Here is a 16133-nt window from a genome sequence, read left to right as displayed (position 1 = left end):
CCACCAGGCCTCGGACGGCAGCTTTCGGGAGGGTTGGTCTTGCTCTGTTACGTCTGAAATAGCCTTAGCGGAAATCTCGCGTCGGCACCTTGATGCCTGACCTGATGTGCAGGTCCGGCACGTAGATGTCCCGGACGGGGCGCCCGCCCGGTCCTGCTCCGGGTCCGTCGCGTGGATCCGCAGCACCTGGGTGCGTCACCGCATCGCCGCGACCATGCTGCAGAGGGAACGGCGTGTCCTGGTTGCCGACCGAGCGCAGCAGCGGCGTCAGGTCCTCCAGCCGATCCGTGACCACGTGGGTCACATCCCCCTCACGCTGCAGCTTGCCATGGCACGCGATCATGCCGGCCGACAGCACCAGGCGGCGCTGCTTCTCGAACCGGTCCGGCCACAGGATCAGGTTTGCCACCCCGGTCTCGTCCTCGATGGTGATGAACATCACGCCCTTGGCGGAGCCCGGCTTCTGTCGCACCAGCACGATCCCCGGCACGATGACCCGCCGCCCGTCGCGGATGGTCCTGAGTGCCGCGCAGGTGATCATCCCCCGCGTCCGGAGGCCGTCGCGGAGGAAGGAGACCGGGTGGGAGCGCAGGCTCAGCCCGACGCTGCGATAATCCTCCACCACCTCGCGGCCGTCCTTCATCGGGATCAGCACGACCGGCGGCTCGACCAGCTCGGGCCGCGGTCGCCGACCCAGATCGGCGGCGGCAAACAGCGGCAACGCCTGGTCGGCCAGCCCCTTCACCTGCCAGAGCGCCTGCCGGCGATCGAGACCAATTGCCTGGTAGGCGTCCGCCTCGGCCAGCCGCTCGAGCGCCACTGCCGGCACGTCCGCGCGACGCCACAACTCCTCGACGCTGCCATACGGCGTGCTGCCCCGCTGCGAGACCAGCCGCGCGCCATGCTCGTTGGACAGCCCCTTGGTCATCCGCAGGCCCAGCCTGACGGCGAACCCAGTCCGCCCTCGCCGGCCGGATGCGGGCTCCAGCGTGCAGTCCCAGCGGCTGGCATTGACGCAGACCGGCCGGATCTCCACGCCATGCTCGCGTGCGTCCCGCACCACCTGCGCCGGCGCGTAGAACCCCATCGGCTGGCTGTTGAGCAGAGCGGCACAGAACACGTCCGGGTGGTGGCACTTCATCCAGGACGAGGCGTAGGCGATCAACGCGAAAGACGCAGCATGGCTCTCCGGGAAACCGTAGGAGCCGAAGCCTTCCAGCTGGCTGAACGTGCGCTCGGCGAACTCCCGCTCGTAGCCCTTGTCGACCATTCCCTCGATCAGCTTGGTCTTGAAGTGCGAGACGCCGCCGGTGAACTTGAAGGTCGCCATCGAGCGGCGCAGCTGGTCCGCCTCGCCCGGCGTGAAGCCCGCGCACTGGATGGCGACCTGCATCGCCTGCTCCTGGAACAGCGGCACGCCGAGCGTCTTGCCGAGCACCGCCTCGAGTTCGGGCTTGGGATAATGGACCGGCTCGGTGCCGTCCCGCCGGCGGAGATACGGGTGCACCATGTCGCCCTGGATCGGTCCCGGCCGGACGATCGCGACCTGCACCACCAGGTCGTAGAAGGTGGTCGGCTTGAGCCGCGGCAGCATCGACATCTGCGCCCGGCTCTCGATCTGGAACGTCCCGAGCGTGTCGGCCTTGCGGATCATCGCGTAGGTCGCCGGATCCTCGGGCGGGATGCCGGCGATATCCATCGGGATACGCTTCTCGGACGCGAGCAGCTCGAACGACCGGCGCATGCAGCCGAGCATGCCCAGCCCGAGCACGTCGACCTTCATGAACTTGAGCGCGTCGATATCGTCCTTGTCCCACTCGATGACCTGACGATCGGTCATCGCCGCCGGCTCGATCGGCACCAGATCGTCCAGCCGGTCCTGGGTCAGCACGAAGCCACCCGGATGCGTGCCGAGCTGCCGCGGAAAGCCGATCAGCTGCCGGGCGAGCTCCAGCGTCAGGCGCAGGCGCCGGTCCGACAGGTTGAGGTTGAGCTCTTCCGCGTGCTCCTCGCTGACACCGTCGTTCGCCCAGGCCGAGACCTGGGTCGCCAGCGCGCCGGTCAGATCCTCCGGCAGCCCCATCGCCTTGCCGACGTCGCGAATGGCGCCGCGGGCGTGGAAGCGCATGACGGTGCAGCACAACGCAGCCCGGTCGCGGCCATAGCGGTCATAGACCCACTGGATCACCTCCTCGCGGCGCTCGCTCTCGAAATCGACGTCGATGTCGGGTGGCTCGCGCCGCTCGGCCGAGATGAACCGCTCGAACAGCAGGCCGGAGCGGACCGGATCGATCGAGGTGACGCCGAGCACGTAGCAGACCGCCGAGTTGGCGGCAGACCCGCGGCCCTGGCACAGGATGTCCTGCGACCGTGCGTAGCGGACGATGCTGTTCACGGTCAGGAAATAGGAGGCGTAGTCGAGCGAGCCGATCAGATCGAGCTCGTGTCTCAGCTGCTTGGCCACGTCCGCCGGCAGGCCGTCCGGGTAGCGCAGGGTGATGCTGTCACGCACCGCGCGCTCGAGCGCCTGCTGCGGCGTCTCGCCCGGAACGTCGGCCTCGTCGGGATACTGGTAGCGCAGCTCCGACAGGCTGAAACGGCAACGATCGGCGATCTCGACGCTCCGCTGCAGCGCCTCCGGGTAGGCTGCGAACAGCCGTGCCATCTCGTCGGGCGTCTTGAGGTGCCGATCGGCGAACCGCTCGCGCTTGAAGCCGAGGGTGTCGATCGTGCGCTTCTCGCGGATGCAGGTGACGACATCCTGCAGGATGCGACGGGCAGGATGGTGAAACAGCACATCGCCGATCACCACCGTCGGCACGCGCGTCGCCTGCGCCAGATCGTGCAGTTGCCGGAGCCGGATGGCGTCACCTGGGCGCCGGCGCACGGTCAAGGCGAGGTGGCAGCTTTCGGGGAAGCTCGTGCGCATCCGGCGGAGCTCGGTCTCGAGACGGGCGTCCGGCGCGTCGGGCAGCAGGATCAGCAGCAGCCCCTCGCCCAATGTGACCAGGTCCTGCCAGCACAGGTCGCAACCGCCCTTGCCGGTCCGCCCCTTGCCCAGCGTCAGCAGACGACAGAGCCGGGCGTAGGCGGCGCGATCGGTCGGATAGACCAGCAGCGGCAGCCCGTCGCGGAGATCGATACGGCAGCCGACGATGAGCCGGATGCCGACCTCCTCGGCGCGGGCGTGCGCCCGGGCGATGCCGGCCAGCGTGTTGTGGTCGGTGATCGCGATCGAGGACAGGCCGAGCGCCTTGGCGGCAAGGAACAGCTCCTCGACGTGGCTGGCGCCGCGCAGAAAGGAGTAGTTCGACGTCACCTGCAGCTCGACGTAGCTATCAACTTTCAGCATTGGCGCGCAACGAGTCTGGACAATTGCGAATGATTGAAGATGCCTTCAGATGGCGAAAGAAACCTGGACCTCTTGTCCAAGAGGATGAACACCAGCGTTCGGGTCCGCCGCAGCCGCATGACGGCATCATTCCCGAGTTTCACGAGGGGACCTGAATTCATGGACTCTACAAGGGCAATCGTACTTGATCAGTCGTTGTTCGAGTACCGGTTGTCGCTGATCGACGGCGCTCTGGCGTCCGGTCGCTTCATCAGCACGTAGCCGGAACGTTCGAGATGTGCCACCAGCCGTTCGGCAGTGATCCGTGCCATGGCGTCGTCGGCGTGGCGGACCCGCTTGCGGCCATCATAGCGCAGCGCAAAGGACAGGCTCTGCTCGATCTCCTCGGCACTTGCCGGGCGGAGGGTGCGTTTGTCGTCGTCGGTCATGGCAGGAACATCGCAATCAGAAAAAGCCGTGCAGGAACCAGGAGAGACCGCCGGTCGCCGGATCGACGCCGTCACCCTGGCGGAACAGCCAGAAGCGCCGGCCCTCGTCGTTCTCGACCGTCCAGTAGTCACGCACCGCCGAGATTTCGGAGGACCGGTGCCACCACTCGCCGGTGATCCGCTCGGGCCCGTCCGCACGCCGGATGCGATGCCGGATCTTGCGCCAGGTGAAGGCCCGGGGCGGGTGGTCCGGCATCATCGCCAGGGCCTCGACCGGCTCGGGACGCGGCAACAACCTGACCGGTCGCGGCCAGGGGGAGACGGGCGTGCTCGCGGCGGCCGGCGCATACACCGAGACAAGGTGCTGCGACCGCTCCGGCACATCGCTCTCGACCGCCTGCAGCCGATGCACCTTGTCGGGTCCAAGACGGTTCACCAGCCGGTCGATCAGCTCCGACAGATCGGCCTCGTCCTTGTCGCCCGGAGCTAGGCCGCCGCTCCGCTGCGTGTAGGCAAGCGGCTCGACCAGCGGCAGCACCAGGCGCATGGCCTCGACCCCGGGACCGGGATCGACCTCCTCGACCCGCTCGTCCAGCAGTCGCGCCAGATGCCGGACATCGCGCACCGGTCGCGCAGTGCCGATCCGGATCACCTGCACCGTCGCATCGACGCGCTCGAACACCAGGTCGAGCCGGCGGGCACCCTCGCCGCGCTGCTCCATGAGCGTGCAGGCTTGCCTGACCAGCACCAGGATCACCGTCACGAAGGCTTCGGCGGTCGAAAGCGGCTCGACGAAGGTGCGGCGGATCGCGATCGTTTCGGGTGGCAGCACGGGCTGGATCGGCTCCCGCACCCGGCCAGTCGCCTGGTCGAGGCGGATCATCAGCCCGTTGCCGAACCGCCTGGCCAGCGGCGCTCGGGACGCGCCGACAAGCTGGCCGACGGTCTCCAGTCCGAGGCGGCACAGGCCGGCTGCGGTGTCGGCGTCGAGGCGCAGGGCGGCGATCGGGAGCGGTGCGATGGCAGCCGCCTGCCCGTCCGGTGCAATCAGCGTCACCGGGTGATCGCCGTAGCGTGCAACCGCATGCGCGGCACCCGGGGTATCGGCGATCGCGATCCGTCCGGTGAGGCCGGACCGGGCCAGATGCTCCGACAGCATCCGCAGCATCGGCTGCTCGCCGCCGTGCAGATGGGTGCAGCCGGTCGCGTCGATCCAGACACCGTCCGGCGGGTCCGCCGCGGTCATCGGTGATAGCCGCAGGCACCAGGCGGCGAGCCGCTCCAGCGCCTCCGCATCGTCGGCCGGCGTGGCATCGACGATCGTCAGATCCGGAACCATGGCCTGCGCATGCGCGAGCGGCATCCCGGCCTGCAGTCCCAGCTGGCGCGCGGCCGGACAGGCGGCGGCGATCGTCATCCGACGTCCGTCATGGCCGCGCGTGACCAGCGGGGCATCAGCCGGCAGCGCGGCGGAGTGGTGCCGGCGCAGCCGTTCGGTCGGCCAGAACGGAAGCCAAAGCGAGATGACCCGACGCATCGCTGGCCTCCACGATCCAGGTTGCAGAGTCTGCGCCGCGACAGCGCAGCAGCTCGAGGCGCCAGAGCGGTCGGCCAAGCCCGGCCAGGTCCGGGGCATGCGCCAGCGGAGGCGGCGACGGCAGGCCGCTGATCCGCCAGCGGCTGGATGCGGCAGAGGGCGCGGTGAGCGCAGGGTCGTTGAACTTGCGGCTGCGGCGCAGCACCAGGCCCAGCACGTCGGAGGCTTCCGCGGCGAGTTGCAGGCGACGCGATGCGACCAGGTCGAGACGGCCCTCGATCTCGCAAACCACACCGGCGAGATCGGGATGCCGGAGCCCCTCCTCCATCGCCAGCAGCGCCTGCTGTCGCGCCCGCACCAGAACCAGGCGCGCGGGATCCAGCCCGGCACCGGCCAGTCCGGCGCTGAACAGGTCCTGCCGGCCCAGGATCCAGAGCACCGGACCTGGCCGACGCGCCAGCAGCCCGGCTGCAAACAGCGCCGCGCAGGCACCCTGCTCCACCTCCGGGCCGGCGGCAGACACCTCATGCACGGCACCAAGGGCCAGGCCACCACCGGGCAGGTGGCGATCCACCGCCTCGATCCCGAACGGCAGCACGGCAGCCCCTGCAGGGTGTTTGGCGCCGCCTCGTTCCAGCGCCGAGATCTGCGCACGCAGGGCGGAAAGTGCGATTGCCGTCACGATGTTCCTCCCTCTCTTCCGGTCCCGAGAGCGGAACGTATAGTGAACATGGATCATGACGGAAGCGTCTTTTACGGTGCCGAGCGCCACTTTTCTGGGAGGTCGTGCGACTCCAAGGAGATAGCCTCCGTTCTCCGAGTCAGGCCGCAGGATGGGCCAGTCGAGCGCGTCGCCGGATCTGAAACGGCAGCGATCTGGGCGGCTAAGGGATTGAAGTGCCTTACATCCCGCTCGTCATTGCAGCTGTCTGCAGCGTCACGCGATTTCCGCCTGCCCGGGGTCCAGGGTGACAAACCAGGCAAGCAGGAATGCCCGGCTATCCGATCGGCTTGTTCCACCTCGACATTGACCAAGTGCAGACGGCAGAGGGCGCGGACCAGGACGTGCCGGTGGGAAACCTGCAACGTGATCTCGCTCTCGATGGACTCGTTTACGATGTCCCAACCGGGCAGGTAGAGGTGGTGGTTCCCGGGACGCTGTTGCGGCCGTGGGCACGCCGAAGGACGATGATGGCCGGCGCGGCCGGTCTCGCCTGACCGAAGCTTGAAGGCTCGTTTCGCTCAGCGGTGCATGTGGTTTCGACCTGAAACGGACTGCCGATTTGAAAGTCTGGCTGATGGCGCCAACCTCGAATACGAGTCATTACGATAGCACCGGGTTGTCCGGCCGACTCTTTGCCGCCCTTGTAGAAAAAGGCCTTGGGGGCCGTCGCCTGTCTGCATCGGAGCCGGCGCCGCTGGACCAGTTCCACACCAGCGGCCTGGGCGGTTCATCCCGCTATCTGGCGGCAAGTTTCGGGTGCACTGTCACGGGTATCGATTTCTCTCGAGCTGCGTGGAGGCGGCCACGGTGCTGTCGGGGCTGACCGGCCTGGCCGATACGGTGCGCTACCGTGCTGCGAACGCACTGGCCGTGCCGTTCGCCGATGCCGGTTTCGATGTCGCCTGGTCGCAGCACGTCGCCATGACCATCGCCGACCGGCCGGCCCGCCACGCGAAGATCCGCCGCGTGCTGCAGCCGGGTGGCTGCTTCGTCGTCTATGACGTCGTGGCCGGCTCGGGCGAAGCGCCGCATTTCCCGGTCTCGTGGTCGACCAGCCAGGACACCGGCTTCCTGCTGAGCCCCGACAACATGCGCCAGCTTCTGGAGCAGCAGGGCTTCCGCGTGCAGGAGTGGACCAACCGCACGAAAAACGGCGTCGCCTGGGTCCGGCAGCAGCGGGCGCGCGCCAGCAGGAGCGGTGCCGACGGCAAGCTCGGGCGGAACCGTGTCGAAGGGCGTATCGGCCTGCAGCAAGCACTGCTGCCGCACGCGTGACCTCGCTCGCGCAATCGCAATGCGACCGCACTGCCGTTCATGCGCGCGCAGAGCCGGTCCAGGCGCCCTACCCTCGCCTGGTGCTGGCAACCTGCATCCTGGCCTCCAGCCTCGCCTTCGTGGACGGCTCGGTGGTCAATGTCGCACTGCCGGCGATCGGCCACGCCCTGGACGCGCCGGCGAGCGGCCTGCAATGGATCGTCAACGGCTACCTGCTGCCCTTGTCGGCCCTCCTGCTGCTCGGCGGTGCGGCGGCCGACCGCTGGGGCCGCCGCCCGTTGCTGCTCGCGGGCATCCTGCTGTTCGGCCTTGCCTCGCTGGCATGCGCGCTGGCGCCCGGCCTGCCGACGCTGGTGGCAGCCCGCATCCTGCAGGGCTGCGGTGCCGCCATGCTGATGCCGACCAGCCTGGCAGTGCTGGGCGACACCTTTTCCGGCGAGGCGCGCGGCCGGGCGATCGGGATCTGGGCCGCCACCGGCGCGATCGCCGGTGCCGTCGGGCCGATGCTGGGTGGCGTCCTAGTCGATACCGTGGGCTGGCGCGCGGTGTTCCTGATCAACCTGCCACTGGCCGGCGCCGCGCTGGTCCTTGCCAGGCGGGCGATTCCGGCGACCCCGGCCAGCACCGTACGGAAGCTCGACCTGTCGGGCGCCCTGTTCGCCACCGCCGGGCTGGGCCTGGTCAGCTGGGCCCTGACCGAGGGGTCGGGGCGCCTCGGCTGGTCGGCGTCCGTGGCTGGCGGAGCGGGAGTGGGTGTCATAGCGCTGCTGCTGTTCCTGGTGGTGGAGCGACGACGCGGCGACGCGGCGATGATGCCGCTCGCGATGTTCGGCTCCACGAGCTTCACCGGCCTGACGCTGCTGACACTGCTCGTGTACGGGGCGCTCGGCGGCCTGTTCGTACTGCTGCCGTTCGTGCTGATCCAGGCGGGCGGGTATTCGGCCGCCATGGCCGGAGCGGCCCTGCTGCCGTTGCCGCTGCTGCTCGCGGTGCTCTCGCCGCTGGCGGGGAGCATGGCCGGCCGGGTCGGGCCGCGCCTGCCGCTGACGATCGGGCCTGCCATCGTCGCGGCCGGCTTCGTCATGATGCTGCGGATCTCACCGCCGGTGAGCTACTGGACGGATGTGCTCCCGGCGCTGCTGACGGTGTCGATCGGCCTCGCCGGTGCCGTGGCGCCGCTGACCAGCGCGGTGCTGGGCTCGGTCGGCGCCGACTACACCGGCTCTGCCTCCGGGCTGAACAGCGCGGTCGCCCGGACAGGCGGCCTGGTCGCCACTGCGCTGATCGGCCCGGTTCTGGCGGCAACCGGCAGCGCCCTGGTCGGCGCCTTCCATGTCGCCACCCTGTGCGCCGCCGGATCGTGCCTTGCCGGGGCGCTGGCTGCGTTCTGCATGATCCGGCGCGCCTCACCCGGGACCCAGGCCCATTGACCGGATCTGCCATCGGCCTGGCCTCGTGATCCGCCGCTGTTCCTGGCGGCCGCAGCGGCCGGAACCCGGTTCCCGGCCGAAACAGTGCCGAGCGCCGCAGGGCTGATTTCAAATCGCGCCCCGGCTCGACAGCGACGCCGCCGCTGTCGGCCCTGTCTGCTTCATCCGGCTCAGCCGATGCGACCACGCAAGAAAACCGCCGCACAGCATAGTGCCAGATGCATGATGTCTGCGGCGCGAGCCTTCGCCGAAGCGCACTGCCGGGAGCTGAATGGCGAGCGCAGTTGCCTCCGGGGCGATCCGGGAGGCGTCCTGTCCGGAGAGGAGCATTCCATGGCAGCAACGGAACACGTCGACATTCTCATCCTTGGCGGCGGCAAGGCCGGCAAGACACTGGCGATGGACCAGACCCGTGCCGGGCGACGGGTCGCGGTGGTCGAGGTCGGGATGATCGGTGGATCCTGCATCAACATCGCCTGCATCCCGTCCAAGGCGCTGATCCGCAGCGCCGAGATCGCGACACTCGTCGATCGGTCCGACGAGTTCGGCACCCTCGTCGACGGGTCGCGACTGGATATGGCGCAGGTCGCAGCCCGGACCGCCGGGATCGTCGGCGGGATGGTCGCGCTGAACCGGAAGGCATTCGATGCCAGCGGCTTCGAGCTGGTCCTGGGCTGGGGACGCTTCGTCGAGCCGCGCGTCATCGAGGTCGCCCAGCCAGGCGGCACGCGCCGGCTGACCGGAGAGCGGATCTATCTCAACCTCGGCACGCGGGCCGCCATCCCCGATCTTCCCGGGATGGCCGAAGCGCTTCCGCTGACCCATGTCGAGGCGCTGCAGCTGAATGAATTGCCGACACGCCTGGTCGTGATGGGCGCCGGCTATATCGGCATGGAACTCGGACACGCCTTCCGGGCACTCGGCAGCGAGGTCGTGATGCTCGATGCCGGACCACGCATGGCGCCGCGCGAGGACGACGACGTGGCAGCCGCGATCGCCGGGCTGTTCGCGGCGGACGGCATCGAGGTCGTCGGCAACGCACGTGCCCGGAGCGTTGCGGGCGTGTCCGGGCGAGGCGTCGCGGTGACGATCGGCGACGGCCGGGTGATCGAGGGCTCCCACCTTCTCGTCGCGACCGGGCGGGTGCCGATGACATCGGGGATCGGGCTGGAAATCGCCGGCGTGGCACGCGACGACCGCGGCTTCATCACGGTCGACGAGCGGCTGGCGACCAGTGCTGCGGACATCTGGGCGCTCGGCGAGGCAGCCGGCACGCCGATGTTCACGCATGCCTCACTCGATGATTATCGCGTGGCCAGGAGCGTCATCGCGGGCGGGGAGCGCACGACGACCGGGCGATTGATCCCGTCCTGCCTGTTCATCGAGCCGGAATTTGCCCGCGTCGGCATCAACGAGCAGGAGGCGCAACGTGGCGGCATCCCATACCGCCTGGCCAGGCTGTCGATGGACCTCGTCCCGCGCGCACGGACGATGTCGAGCCGGAAGGGCTTCATGAAGTGTCTGGTCGCCGCCGACACCGACCTGATCCTCGGCTTCGCGATGCTGGGCGAGCGGGCCGGCGAGGTGATGACGACCGTGCAGACCGCGATGCTCGGCCTCGTGCCCTACACCGTGCTCCGCGACGCGATCCTGGCTCACCCGACGATCGCAGAGGGCCTCAACATGCTCTTCGCGGTAGTGTCGCCGGCTGCTCATGACGCGCATTGAGCGACGATGCGGAATGCCCACGACCGTAATCGCCCGGGAGTGCCGCCGTTCGCGAGAAGGTCGCGCCGGCGCCTCGACCTTCGGGATCGGGCGGCGCCGACGAAGCCCGGCTACCACCTCGATGGTGGCGGCCGGGACGCTTGCGGCGCCTCCAGGATCACACCGCTGCGCCGTGTTCGCGCTCTACCTCCTCGCGGGCATGGAGCCCGGATCGGCGGACCAGCGGCAGGTGGTGCCTGATGAGACGTGCATGAGCACCTCTAGCGGATCGCGAGGCCGATGGTGCGGGTCTGCGACGGGACCGGCAGCGAGATCGTCAGGTTGCTCAGGAAGGTGAGCCTGCCTGTCGCATGGTCGACCTTGTAGGCGTACACCTTGTTGCTCTTGTTTGCCGAGGCGGCGCTGTTCTCCTCCTGCAGCACGTAGAGGAAGTTCTCGTCCGGATCGAGCGAGAACTGGTTGAAGCCGCCCACACCACCGGCGACGACGTGCTGGATTTCGACCGGTCGTCCAGGGTTGGACAAGTCGAACACCGAGATCGACTGATCACCGGTGTTGGACGCATACAAATAGTGACCGTCGTGGCTGGTGCGCAGCCAGCAGAGGCCCTGGCCGGAATCGGTGGAGGTTCCGACCAGCTTCAACTGGCCGAACTCGTCATAGCGATAGGTCGCGAGCAGATTGTTGGTGACCAGGCCGGCATACACGTACGGCGCATGCGGATTGGCCCACAACCCAAGCACCAGCGCTTTCGATCCGTTCTCGACCGGAGGCGTCACGGTTCCTGTCTTGAACAGGTAGCCGCCTGGAATTTGCGCGTAGGAGTCGATCACGCTGCCGCTCGGAAACCCGGAGGTGAACACGAACGGCCCGGTGTTGGTGGTCAGCACCTGGCTCGGATCGGCGCCGGGATGGAGATAGGTTTCCGTGTACGGCAGGTAATCGAGCGACCCATTTGGCGCAACATCGAACACGTTCAGGCGCGGAGCGATGTCGCTGTCGGGCGCCGCCGGGTTGATGGCGTAGTCGGCTGTCACCAGCGTGTTGTCGTGCAGCCCGAGCGAAACCGGCGTCGCCCCGTGCGCGGCGACGGGTGACTGCGAGAACGGAACCAGGCTGCCATCCGCCTTCACGTGCATGACCGCGATCGTGTTCGAGCCGCCGTTGATGGCGTAGAGCACGCGCTTGTCAGGGCTGAGAATGATGTTCTGGTCGTTGTCGAACGGTCCGAGGGCATAGGTAGTGTCGAAGAACCCCGTGCCTCCGGTCAGGTAGGGCGATCCCGCCTTCGGATGCAGGCTGCCGTCGGGGGCAATGTCGTAGGCGAGGATGGAGTTCCGTCCCGCCGCCGTCAGGTTGCTCTCGACATACAGGACGTGCGGCTGCGCTGCCGGCGCGGATGCGGCATTCGGTGTGCTGGACTGCGCCAATGCCAAGGTCGGCAGCAGGCAGGTGAGCGCGGTCGCGGCCGTCAGCCGAAGGCGCCGCGTGTACTGGTTCGTCATCGTAGTCTCCCAGGTGCAACGAATGACCATTCGTCGCACTCGGGACGTCGGTTACACGGCACACGATCCCGGGCCCATGCCAGCAAAGCTGCCGGACCGGACGAAAGAGGATTTGAACGACCGAACCCGCATCACGTCGACCTCGCCCTCCTCCCGGCCTGATGCGCGCGTGCAAGTGGTCGGTTCGGCGAGGACGCTGAGCAGCGCCCAGGTCGCCATTCAGGCGGCGATCGAGATGGCAAACTGCCGCAGGTCGTCGGCATATAACTCGGGCGCCTCCCAAGCCGGGCAATGCCCTCCGCGCGGAAAGACCGTATAGCGCCGGACATTATAGAGCCGCTCGGCCATCTCGCGCGGCGGCAGCGCGACGTCGCGGGGCCAGATTGCTATGGCGGTGGGTGGACGTACGTAAGTCTCCGGCCTCAATCGTGGACGATGGTGAACGGCCTCGTAATAGTAGCGGTTCGAGGAGGCGATGGTGTTGGTCGTCCAATAGACCATCAGGTTGTCGACCAGCGTTTCCGCAGGGAACACCGAGAGGACGTCGCCGCGACAATCGGACCAGGCGCGAAACTTGTCCACGATCCAGCTTGCGAGCCCTGTGGGAGAATCTGCGAGCCCGAACGCCAGGGTTTGCGGCCGCGACGTCTGGATCGCCTGATATCCGCCCTCATCTCGATCCCAGACCACGTCGGCTGCCATGTAGGCGAGCTCCGCCGCAGTGGGTGGCGGTTCACCCGCGGAGGCCGGCTTGTGTGAGACAGCCGATATGTGCACCCCGAGAACCCGATCGGGATAATCCAGCGCCAGTCGTGTCGCGACCCCTGTTCCGATGTCCGTGCCGGACACCATGAAGCGATCATGACCAAGTGCCGTCATCAGCTTGGCATAGAGGTCGGCCGGCTCGACCTGGTAGGGCCGCGTCGGCCGATCGGTAAAGCCGAACCCTGGATATGTGGGGATCACGATATCGAAAGGCGGTTCCCCCTCGGCCAGGAGCGGCGCCAGGCGCTGGTATTCGACGAAGCTGGATGGCCAGCCATTCATCAGGAGGAGTGGAATGGCGTTCCGCCCGTAGCCGCGGAAATGCAGGAAATGCACTCCGAACCCATCGATCGTGGCTCGGAAATGGGGAAGCCGGTTCAGCTTTGCACGGCGGTCCGACCAGGCATAGTCGCGCTCCCAGTAGGCCGTCAGTTTGGCGAGGAAGCCCTCCTCCATTCCGTAGGACCAATCGGTCGTGACGGCATCGGGCCAGCGCGTGGCCCCGAGGCGGCGATCGAGGTCCGCAACCATGTCGGGATCCCACGGGATTTGAAAAGGTTCGATCAGAACGGTCTCCTTCGCAAGTGCTGAAGCGGTACAGCCTAAGGCAGCGAAGCCGACGAGAGCCTCGCGTCGCGTGACCAACATGGGAGCATTTCCTTTTCTTAATCGACGAGGCCCGACGCTGGCCTAGGTCCGGACACTCGCGAAACACGCCCGCAGTTCCGAGGTGAACAGCGCGGGCTGCTCGAACGCCTCGAAATGGCCTCCCCTCGGCGCGCGGGTCCAGGAGAAGAGCCTGGGATAGGTCCGCTCGCCCCGGATCCGCGGCGGCAGGTCGATCTCTTCCGGAAACAGGCCGACGCCGACCGGAACATCCAGCATTTGTCGCCCGGTGTGGGCCGTGAAGCTTTGCGCATGCAGCCGCGCCGACGAGGCGGCCTTTGCCGTCAGCCGGTAGAGCATGATGTTGTCGAGCATGGCAGCGCTGCGTCGTCATCTGGTAGAGTTTCGTTCACCGATTTTCCTATCTGGTGGAACACCGCGGGACGGATGATCCGCATCATCGCAGGCTTCGTCTCCCACAGGGGAGAAGCGCGTCGCGCGATCCTGCCCAGCGACCGGCCCGATCGGAACCGGTCTTCGACCAACCGCGCACCGGGCTCGATGAACGACGCGAAAAGGATCTGCGTGGAGCCGGTCCACGGGCTATACGTCTTCATGCACGCACCGAGACCTCGAACGCCCCTCAGGGTGCGACACCTCGATACGGCCTGGGCGTCGATCGTCGGCTTCTGGCTGCTCTACTTCCTGGTCAGCACGGTCCGCGCCGTCGCCGTCGCGCGGCCGCACCAATGGGACATGATCGCCCGGCGCGCCGTGGTGATCCTGCTGATGATGGGGGTGACCTGGGCGGTCCACCGGCTCTTGAAACGGATGGCGGGATCGTTGCCGCGCAGCATCGTGGCCGCCGCAGCGATCGCCCTGCCGGCTGCCCTGGCCTACTCGATCCTGAACGCGTTGGTGTTTGCCGTTCCGATCGCCGTGCCTGGCGGCGGGCTGGTCCCCGGGCAAAGCTGGGGATGCCCGCGTGCCGGGAGCACCATGGCCGGTGCTGCGGCAGGCGGCGGACTGGCTCTCGGCCAGCTCGATTGCGACGACGAAACTCTGTCCGAGCAGATCATCGGCACCACGGCGGATGGCTACTTCCTGTTCATCGCCTGGTCAGCCCTGTACCTGGCCCTCCAATACGCCGGCGAGGTGCGCGCCCTGGAACGGCGCGGCGCGGAGCTTCGGGCCACCGCCCAGTCAGCCGAACTCCGTGCGTTGCGCTACCAGGTCAATCCGCACTTCCTGTTCAACACCCTGAACTCGCTCTCCAGCCTGGTGATGACCGGCCGCTCGCAGGCGGCGGAGCGGATGATCGTGAACCTGTCGATCTTCTTCCGCACCAGCCTCAGCGGCGACCCGACCCAGGACGTCACCCTCGCCGAGGAAATCGCACTGCAGCGGCTCTACCTGGACATCGAGGCCGTGCGCTTCCCCGAGCGCCTGATCGTCGACATCGACTATCCTCCGGAACTCGGGAGTGTGCGCGTGCCGGGACTGATCCTGCAGCCGCTGGTGGAGAATGCGGTCAAGCACGGCGTGTCGGCGACCGCGCGCCCGGTGACGATCACGCTTCGCGCGGAATTGGTTGGTGCCAGGCTTGTTCTGTCGGTGGCGGATGACGGGGCGCCGGCCGCCGGTGACGGAGCAGATGGCACGGACGTCGGCCTGCGCAACGTCTCTGACCGCCTGGCCGCCCGCTATGGCGACGCGGCCGGCTGCCGCTGGGTGCGCGGACCCGGGGGCGGCTTCCGGGTCGAGCTCACGCTGCCCCTGGCGCACCGTGCCGGCTGATCGCCCCCTGCGCACCCTGGTGGTGGACGACGAGCCGCTCGCGGTGGAGCGGCTGCAGGTGCTCTGCGCCCGGTTGGACGCGGTGGAGCTGGTGGGGGCCGCATCCGACGGCGAGGCTGCGCTACGGCTGATCGAGGCGCTGTCACCCGACCTGATCCTGCTCGACATCTCCATGCCGGGCCTGGACGGACTGGCGGTGGCACGCGCCCTGGAGCGACGACCCGTCCGTCCGGCCTTGGTGTTCTGCACCGCGTTCGACCAGTTCGCGGTGAGCGCCTTCGACGTCGCCGCCAGCGATTACCTGCTCAAGCCTGTGGAGCTCGAGCGGCTGGCCAAGGCGGTGGCCCGCGTATCGGACGCCGCGCCCGCCGTCGGCAGGACCACGTCCTCACCCTGGGTCGAGGAGCTCTGGGTCCCGCACCGGTCGGAGATGATCCGACTTTCCGTCGCCGAGATCGACCGGATCGAGGCGGAGCGCGACTAAATGCGGCTGCATGTGGGGGCACGCAGCTATCTGGTGCATCGAACGCTGGGCGAGCTGGAGCGCAAGCTCGATCCCGAACGCTTCCTGCGGCTGCATCGGTCGGTCATCGTGCGGCGTGCGGCGATCACGCGACTGCGTCACGACGGCCTGGGCGCCTGGCACGCGGCGCTCGCTGGCGGGACGGAGGTCAGGATCGGACGTACCTACCTCGCGGCGGCCAAGGCCATGATCGGGTCATGAGCTCCCGACCTGGGCTGAGTTCCGGCCGATCGGGGCGGTGTCGGGGAGCTTCGATCAACCGAACGCGGGACGCTGCGTGCACGGCGTCCCATCAGTGTCGCAGCGGCGTCGCATTGTGCCCCGGCCTTGCTTTTTCGTGATCATGATCGATGTTCGACACATGCACGGAAGATCAGGCGGCGTCTATGATGGGACGCAACGTGATATCGCGGCAGCGACGGCGTCGCACATGCTGCAGTACTTCGGGACGGTGTCACCTTTT

14 protein-coding genes are annotated in these 16133 nt (G+C 67.9%); 7 read left to right on the top strand and 7 right to left on the bottom strand.

The window, feature by feature from the left end; translation table 11 throughout:
* Positions 1-64 precede the first annotated feature (64 nt).
* The 4 genes from ACOEQ2_RS16285 to ACOEQ2_RS16270 form a co-directional block, all read right to left on the bottom strand.
* Positions 65-3352 carry an error-prone DNA polymerase gene (locus ACOEQ2_RS16285; protein ID WP_419728992.1) on the bottom strand — a complete coding sequence of 1096 codons (3288 nt, stop codon included), beginning with the start codon at positions 3350-3352 and terminating at the stop codon, positions 65-67.
* Between the two features lie 188 nt (positions 3353-3540).
* Positions 3541-3780, bottom strand: coding sequence for a hypothetical protein (locus ACOEQ2_RS16280; protein ID WP_419728991.1), 240 nt, complete (start codon positions 3778-3780; stop codon positions 3541-3543).
* 16 nt (positions 3781-3796) lie between these two features.
* Positions 3797-5317, bottom strand: a complete 1521-nt coding sequence (locus ACOEQ2_RS16275) for a DUF6504 family protein (RefSeq protein ID WP_419728990.1) — start codon at positions 5315-5317, stop codon at positions 3797-3799.
* On the bottom strand, positions 5235-5999 hold the full coding sequence (locus ACOEQ2_RS16270; RefSeq protein WP_419728989.1) for an ImuA family protein: 765 nt from the start codon (positions 5997-5999) through the stop codon (positions 5235-5237). Before ACOEQ2_RS16270 ends, ACOEQ2_RS16275 begins: the two co-directional genes overlap by 83 nt.
* 308 nt (positions 6000-6307) lie before the next feature.
* Here ACOEQ2_RS16270 and ACOEQ2_RS16265 point away from each other — a divergent pair, with 308 nt between their 5' ends.
* The 4 genes from ACOEQ2_RS16265 (at position 6308) to ACOEQ2_RS16250 (ending at position 10474) form a co-directional block, all read left to right on the top strand.
* Positions 6308-6535 (top strand): hypothetical protein, encoded by a 228-nt coding sequence (locus ACOEQ2_RS16265; RefSeq protein ID WP_419728988.1) that lies wholly within the window; start codon positions 6308-6310, stop codon positions 6533-6535.
* 298 nt (positions 6536-6833) lie between these two features.
* On the top strand, positions 6834-7316 hold the full coding sequence (locus ACOEQ2_RS16260; protein WP_419728987.1) for a class I SAM-dependent methyltransferase: 483 nt from the start codon (positions 6834-6836) through the stop codon (positions 7314-7316).
* The gene (locus tag ACOEQ2_RS16255; RefSeq protein ID WP_419728986.1) at positions 7313-8746 is read left to right on the top strand and encodes an MFS transporter; all 1434 of its coding nucleotides are present in this window, start codon (positions 7313-7315) and stop codon (positions 8744-8746) included. The genes ACOEQ2_RS16260 and ACOEQ2_RS16255 overlap by 4 nt, the downstream gene beginning before the upstream one ends.
* A gap of 333 nt (positions 8747-9079) precedes the next feature.
* Positions 9080-10474 carry a dihydrolipoyl dehydrogenase family protein gene (locus ACOEQ2_RS16250; RefSeq protein WP_419728985.1) on the top strand — a complete coding sequence of 465 codons (1395 nt, stop codon included), beginning with the start codon at positions 9080-9082 and terminating at the stop codon, positions 10472-10474.
* A gap of 260 nt (positions 10475-10734) precedes the next feature.
* Here the strand turns inward: ACOEQ2_RS16250 and ACOEQ2_RS16245 are convergent, their stop codons facing one another.
* The 3 genes from ACOEQ2_RS16245 to ACOEQ2_RS16235 all read right to left on the bottom strand — a co-directional run bounded on the left by ACOEQ2_RS16245 (position 10735) and on the right by ACOEQ2_RS16235 (position 13725).
* The gene (locus tag ACOEQ2_RS16245; RefSeq protein WP_419728984.1) at positions 10735-11979 is read right to left on the bottom strand and encodes a lactonase family protein; all 1245 of its coding nucleotides are present in this window, start codon (positions 11977-11979) and stop codon (positions 10735-10737) included.
* A 219-nt stretch (positions 11980-12198) separates the two neighbouring features.
* Positions 12199-13392 carry an epoxide hydrolase family protein gene (locus ACOEQ2_RS16240; protein WP_419728983.1) on the bottom strand — a complete coding sequence of 398 codons (1194 nt, stop codon included), beginning with the start codon at positions 13390-13392 and terminating at the stop codon, positions 12199-12201.
* A 42-nt stretch (positions 13393-13434) separates the two neighbouring features.
* Complete coding sequence (locus ACOEQ2_RS16235) at positions 13435-13725, bottom strand: hypothetical protein (RefSeq protein ID WP_419728982.1); 291 nt, start codon at positions 13723-13725, stop codon at positions 13435-13437.
* A 273-nt stretch (positions 13726-13998) separates the two neighbouring features.
* On the opposite strand from ACOEQ2_RS16235, the gene ACOEQ2_RS16230 reads away from it, so the two are divergent.
* The 3 genes from ACOEQ2_RS16230 to ACOEQ2_RS16220 are packed head-to-tail and all read left to right on the top strand — an operon-like array spanning position 13999 to position 15871.
* Positions 13999-15147, top strand: a complete 1149-nt coding sequence (locus ACOEQ2_RS16230; RefSeq protein WP_419728981.1) for a sensor histidine kinase — start codon at positions 13999-14001, stop codon at positions 15145-15147.
* Positions 15137-15631, top strand: a complete 495-nt coding sequence (locus ACOEQ2_RS16225; RefSeq protein WP_419728980.1) for a LytR/AlgR family response regulator transcription factor — start codon at positions 15137-15139, stop codon at positions 15629-15631. Before ACOEQ2_RS16230 ends, ACOEQ2_RS16225 begins: the two co-directional genes overlap by 11 nt.
* Complete coding sequence (locus tag ACOEQ2_RS16220; protein ID WP_419728979.1) at positions 15632-15871, top strand: LytTR family DNA-binding domain-containing protein; 240 nt, start codon at positions 15632-15634, stop codon at positions 15869-15871.
* The last annotated feature ends 262 nt before the right edge of the window (positions 15872-16133 follow it).

Source organism: Lichenicola sp., assembly GCF_965198575.1.
Lineage (GTDB): Bacteria > Pseudomonadota > Alphaproteobacteria > Acetobacterales > Acetobacteraceae > Lichenicola.
This window is presented reverse-complemented; position numbering and strand designations above follow the sequence as displayed.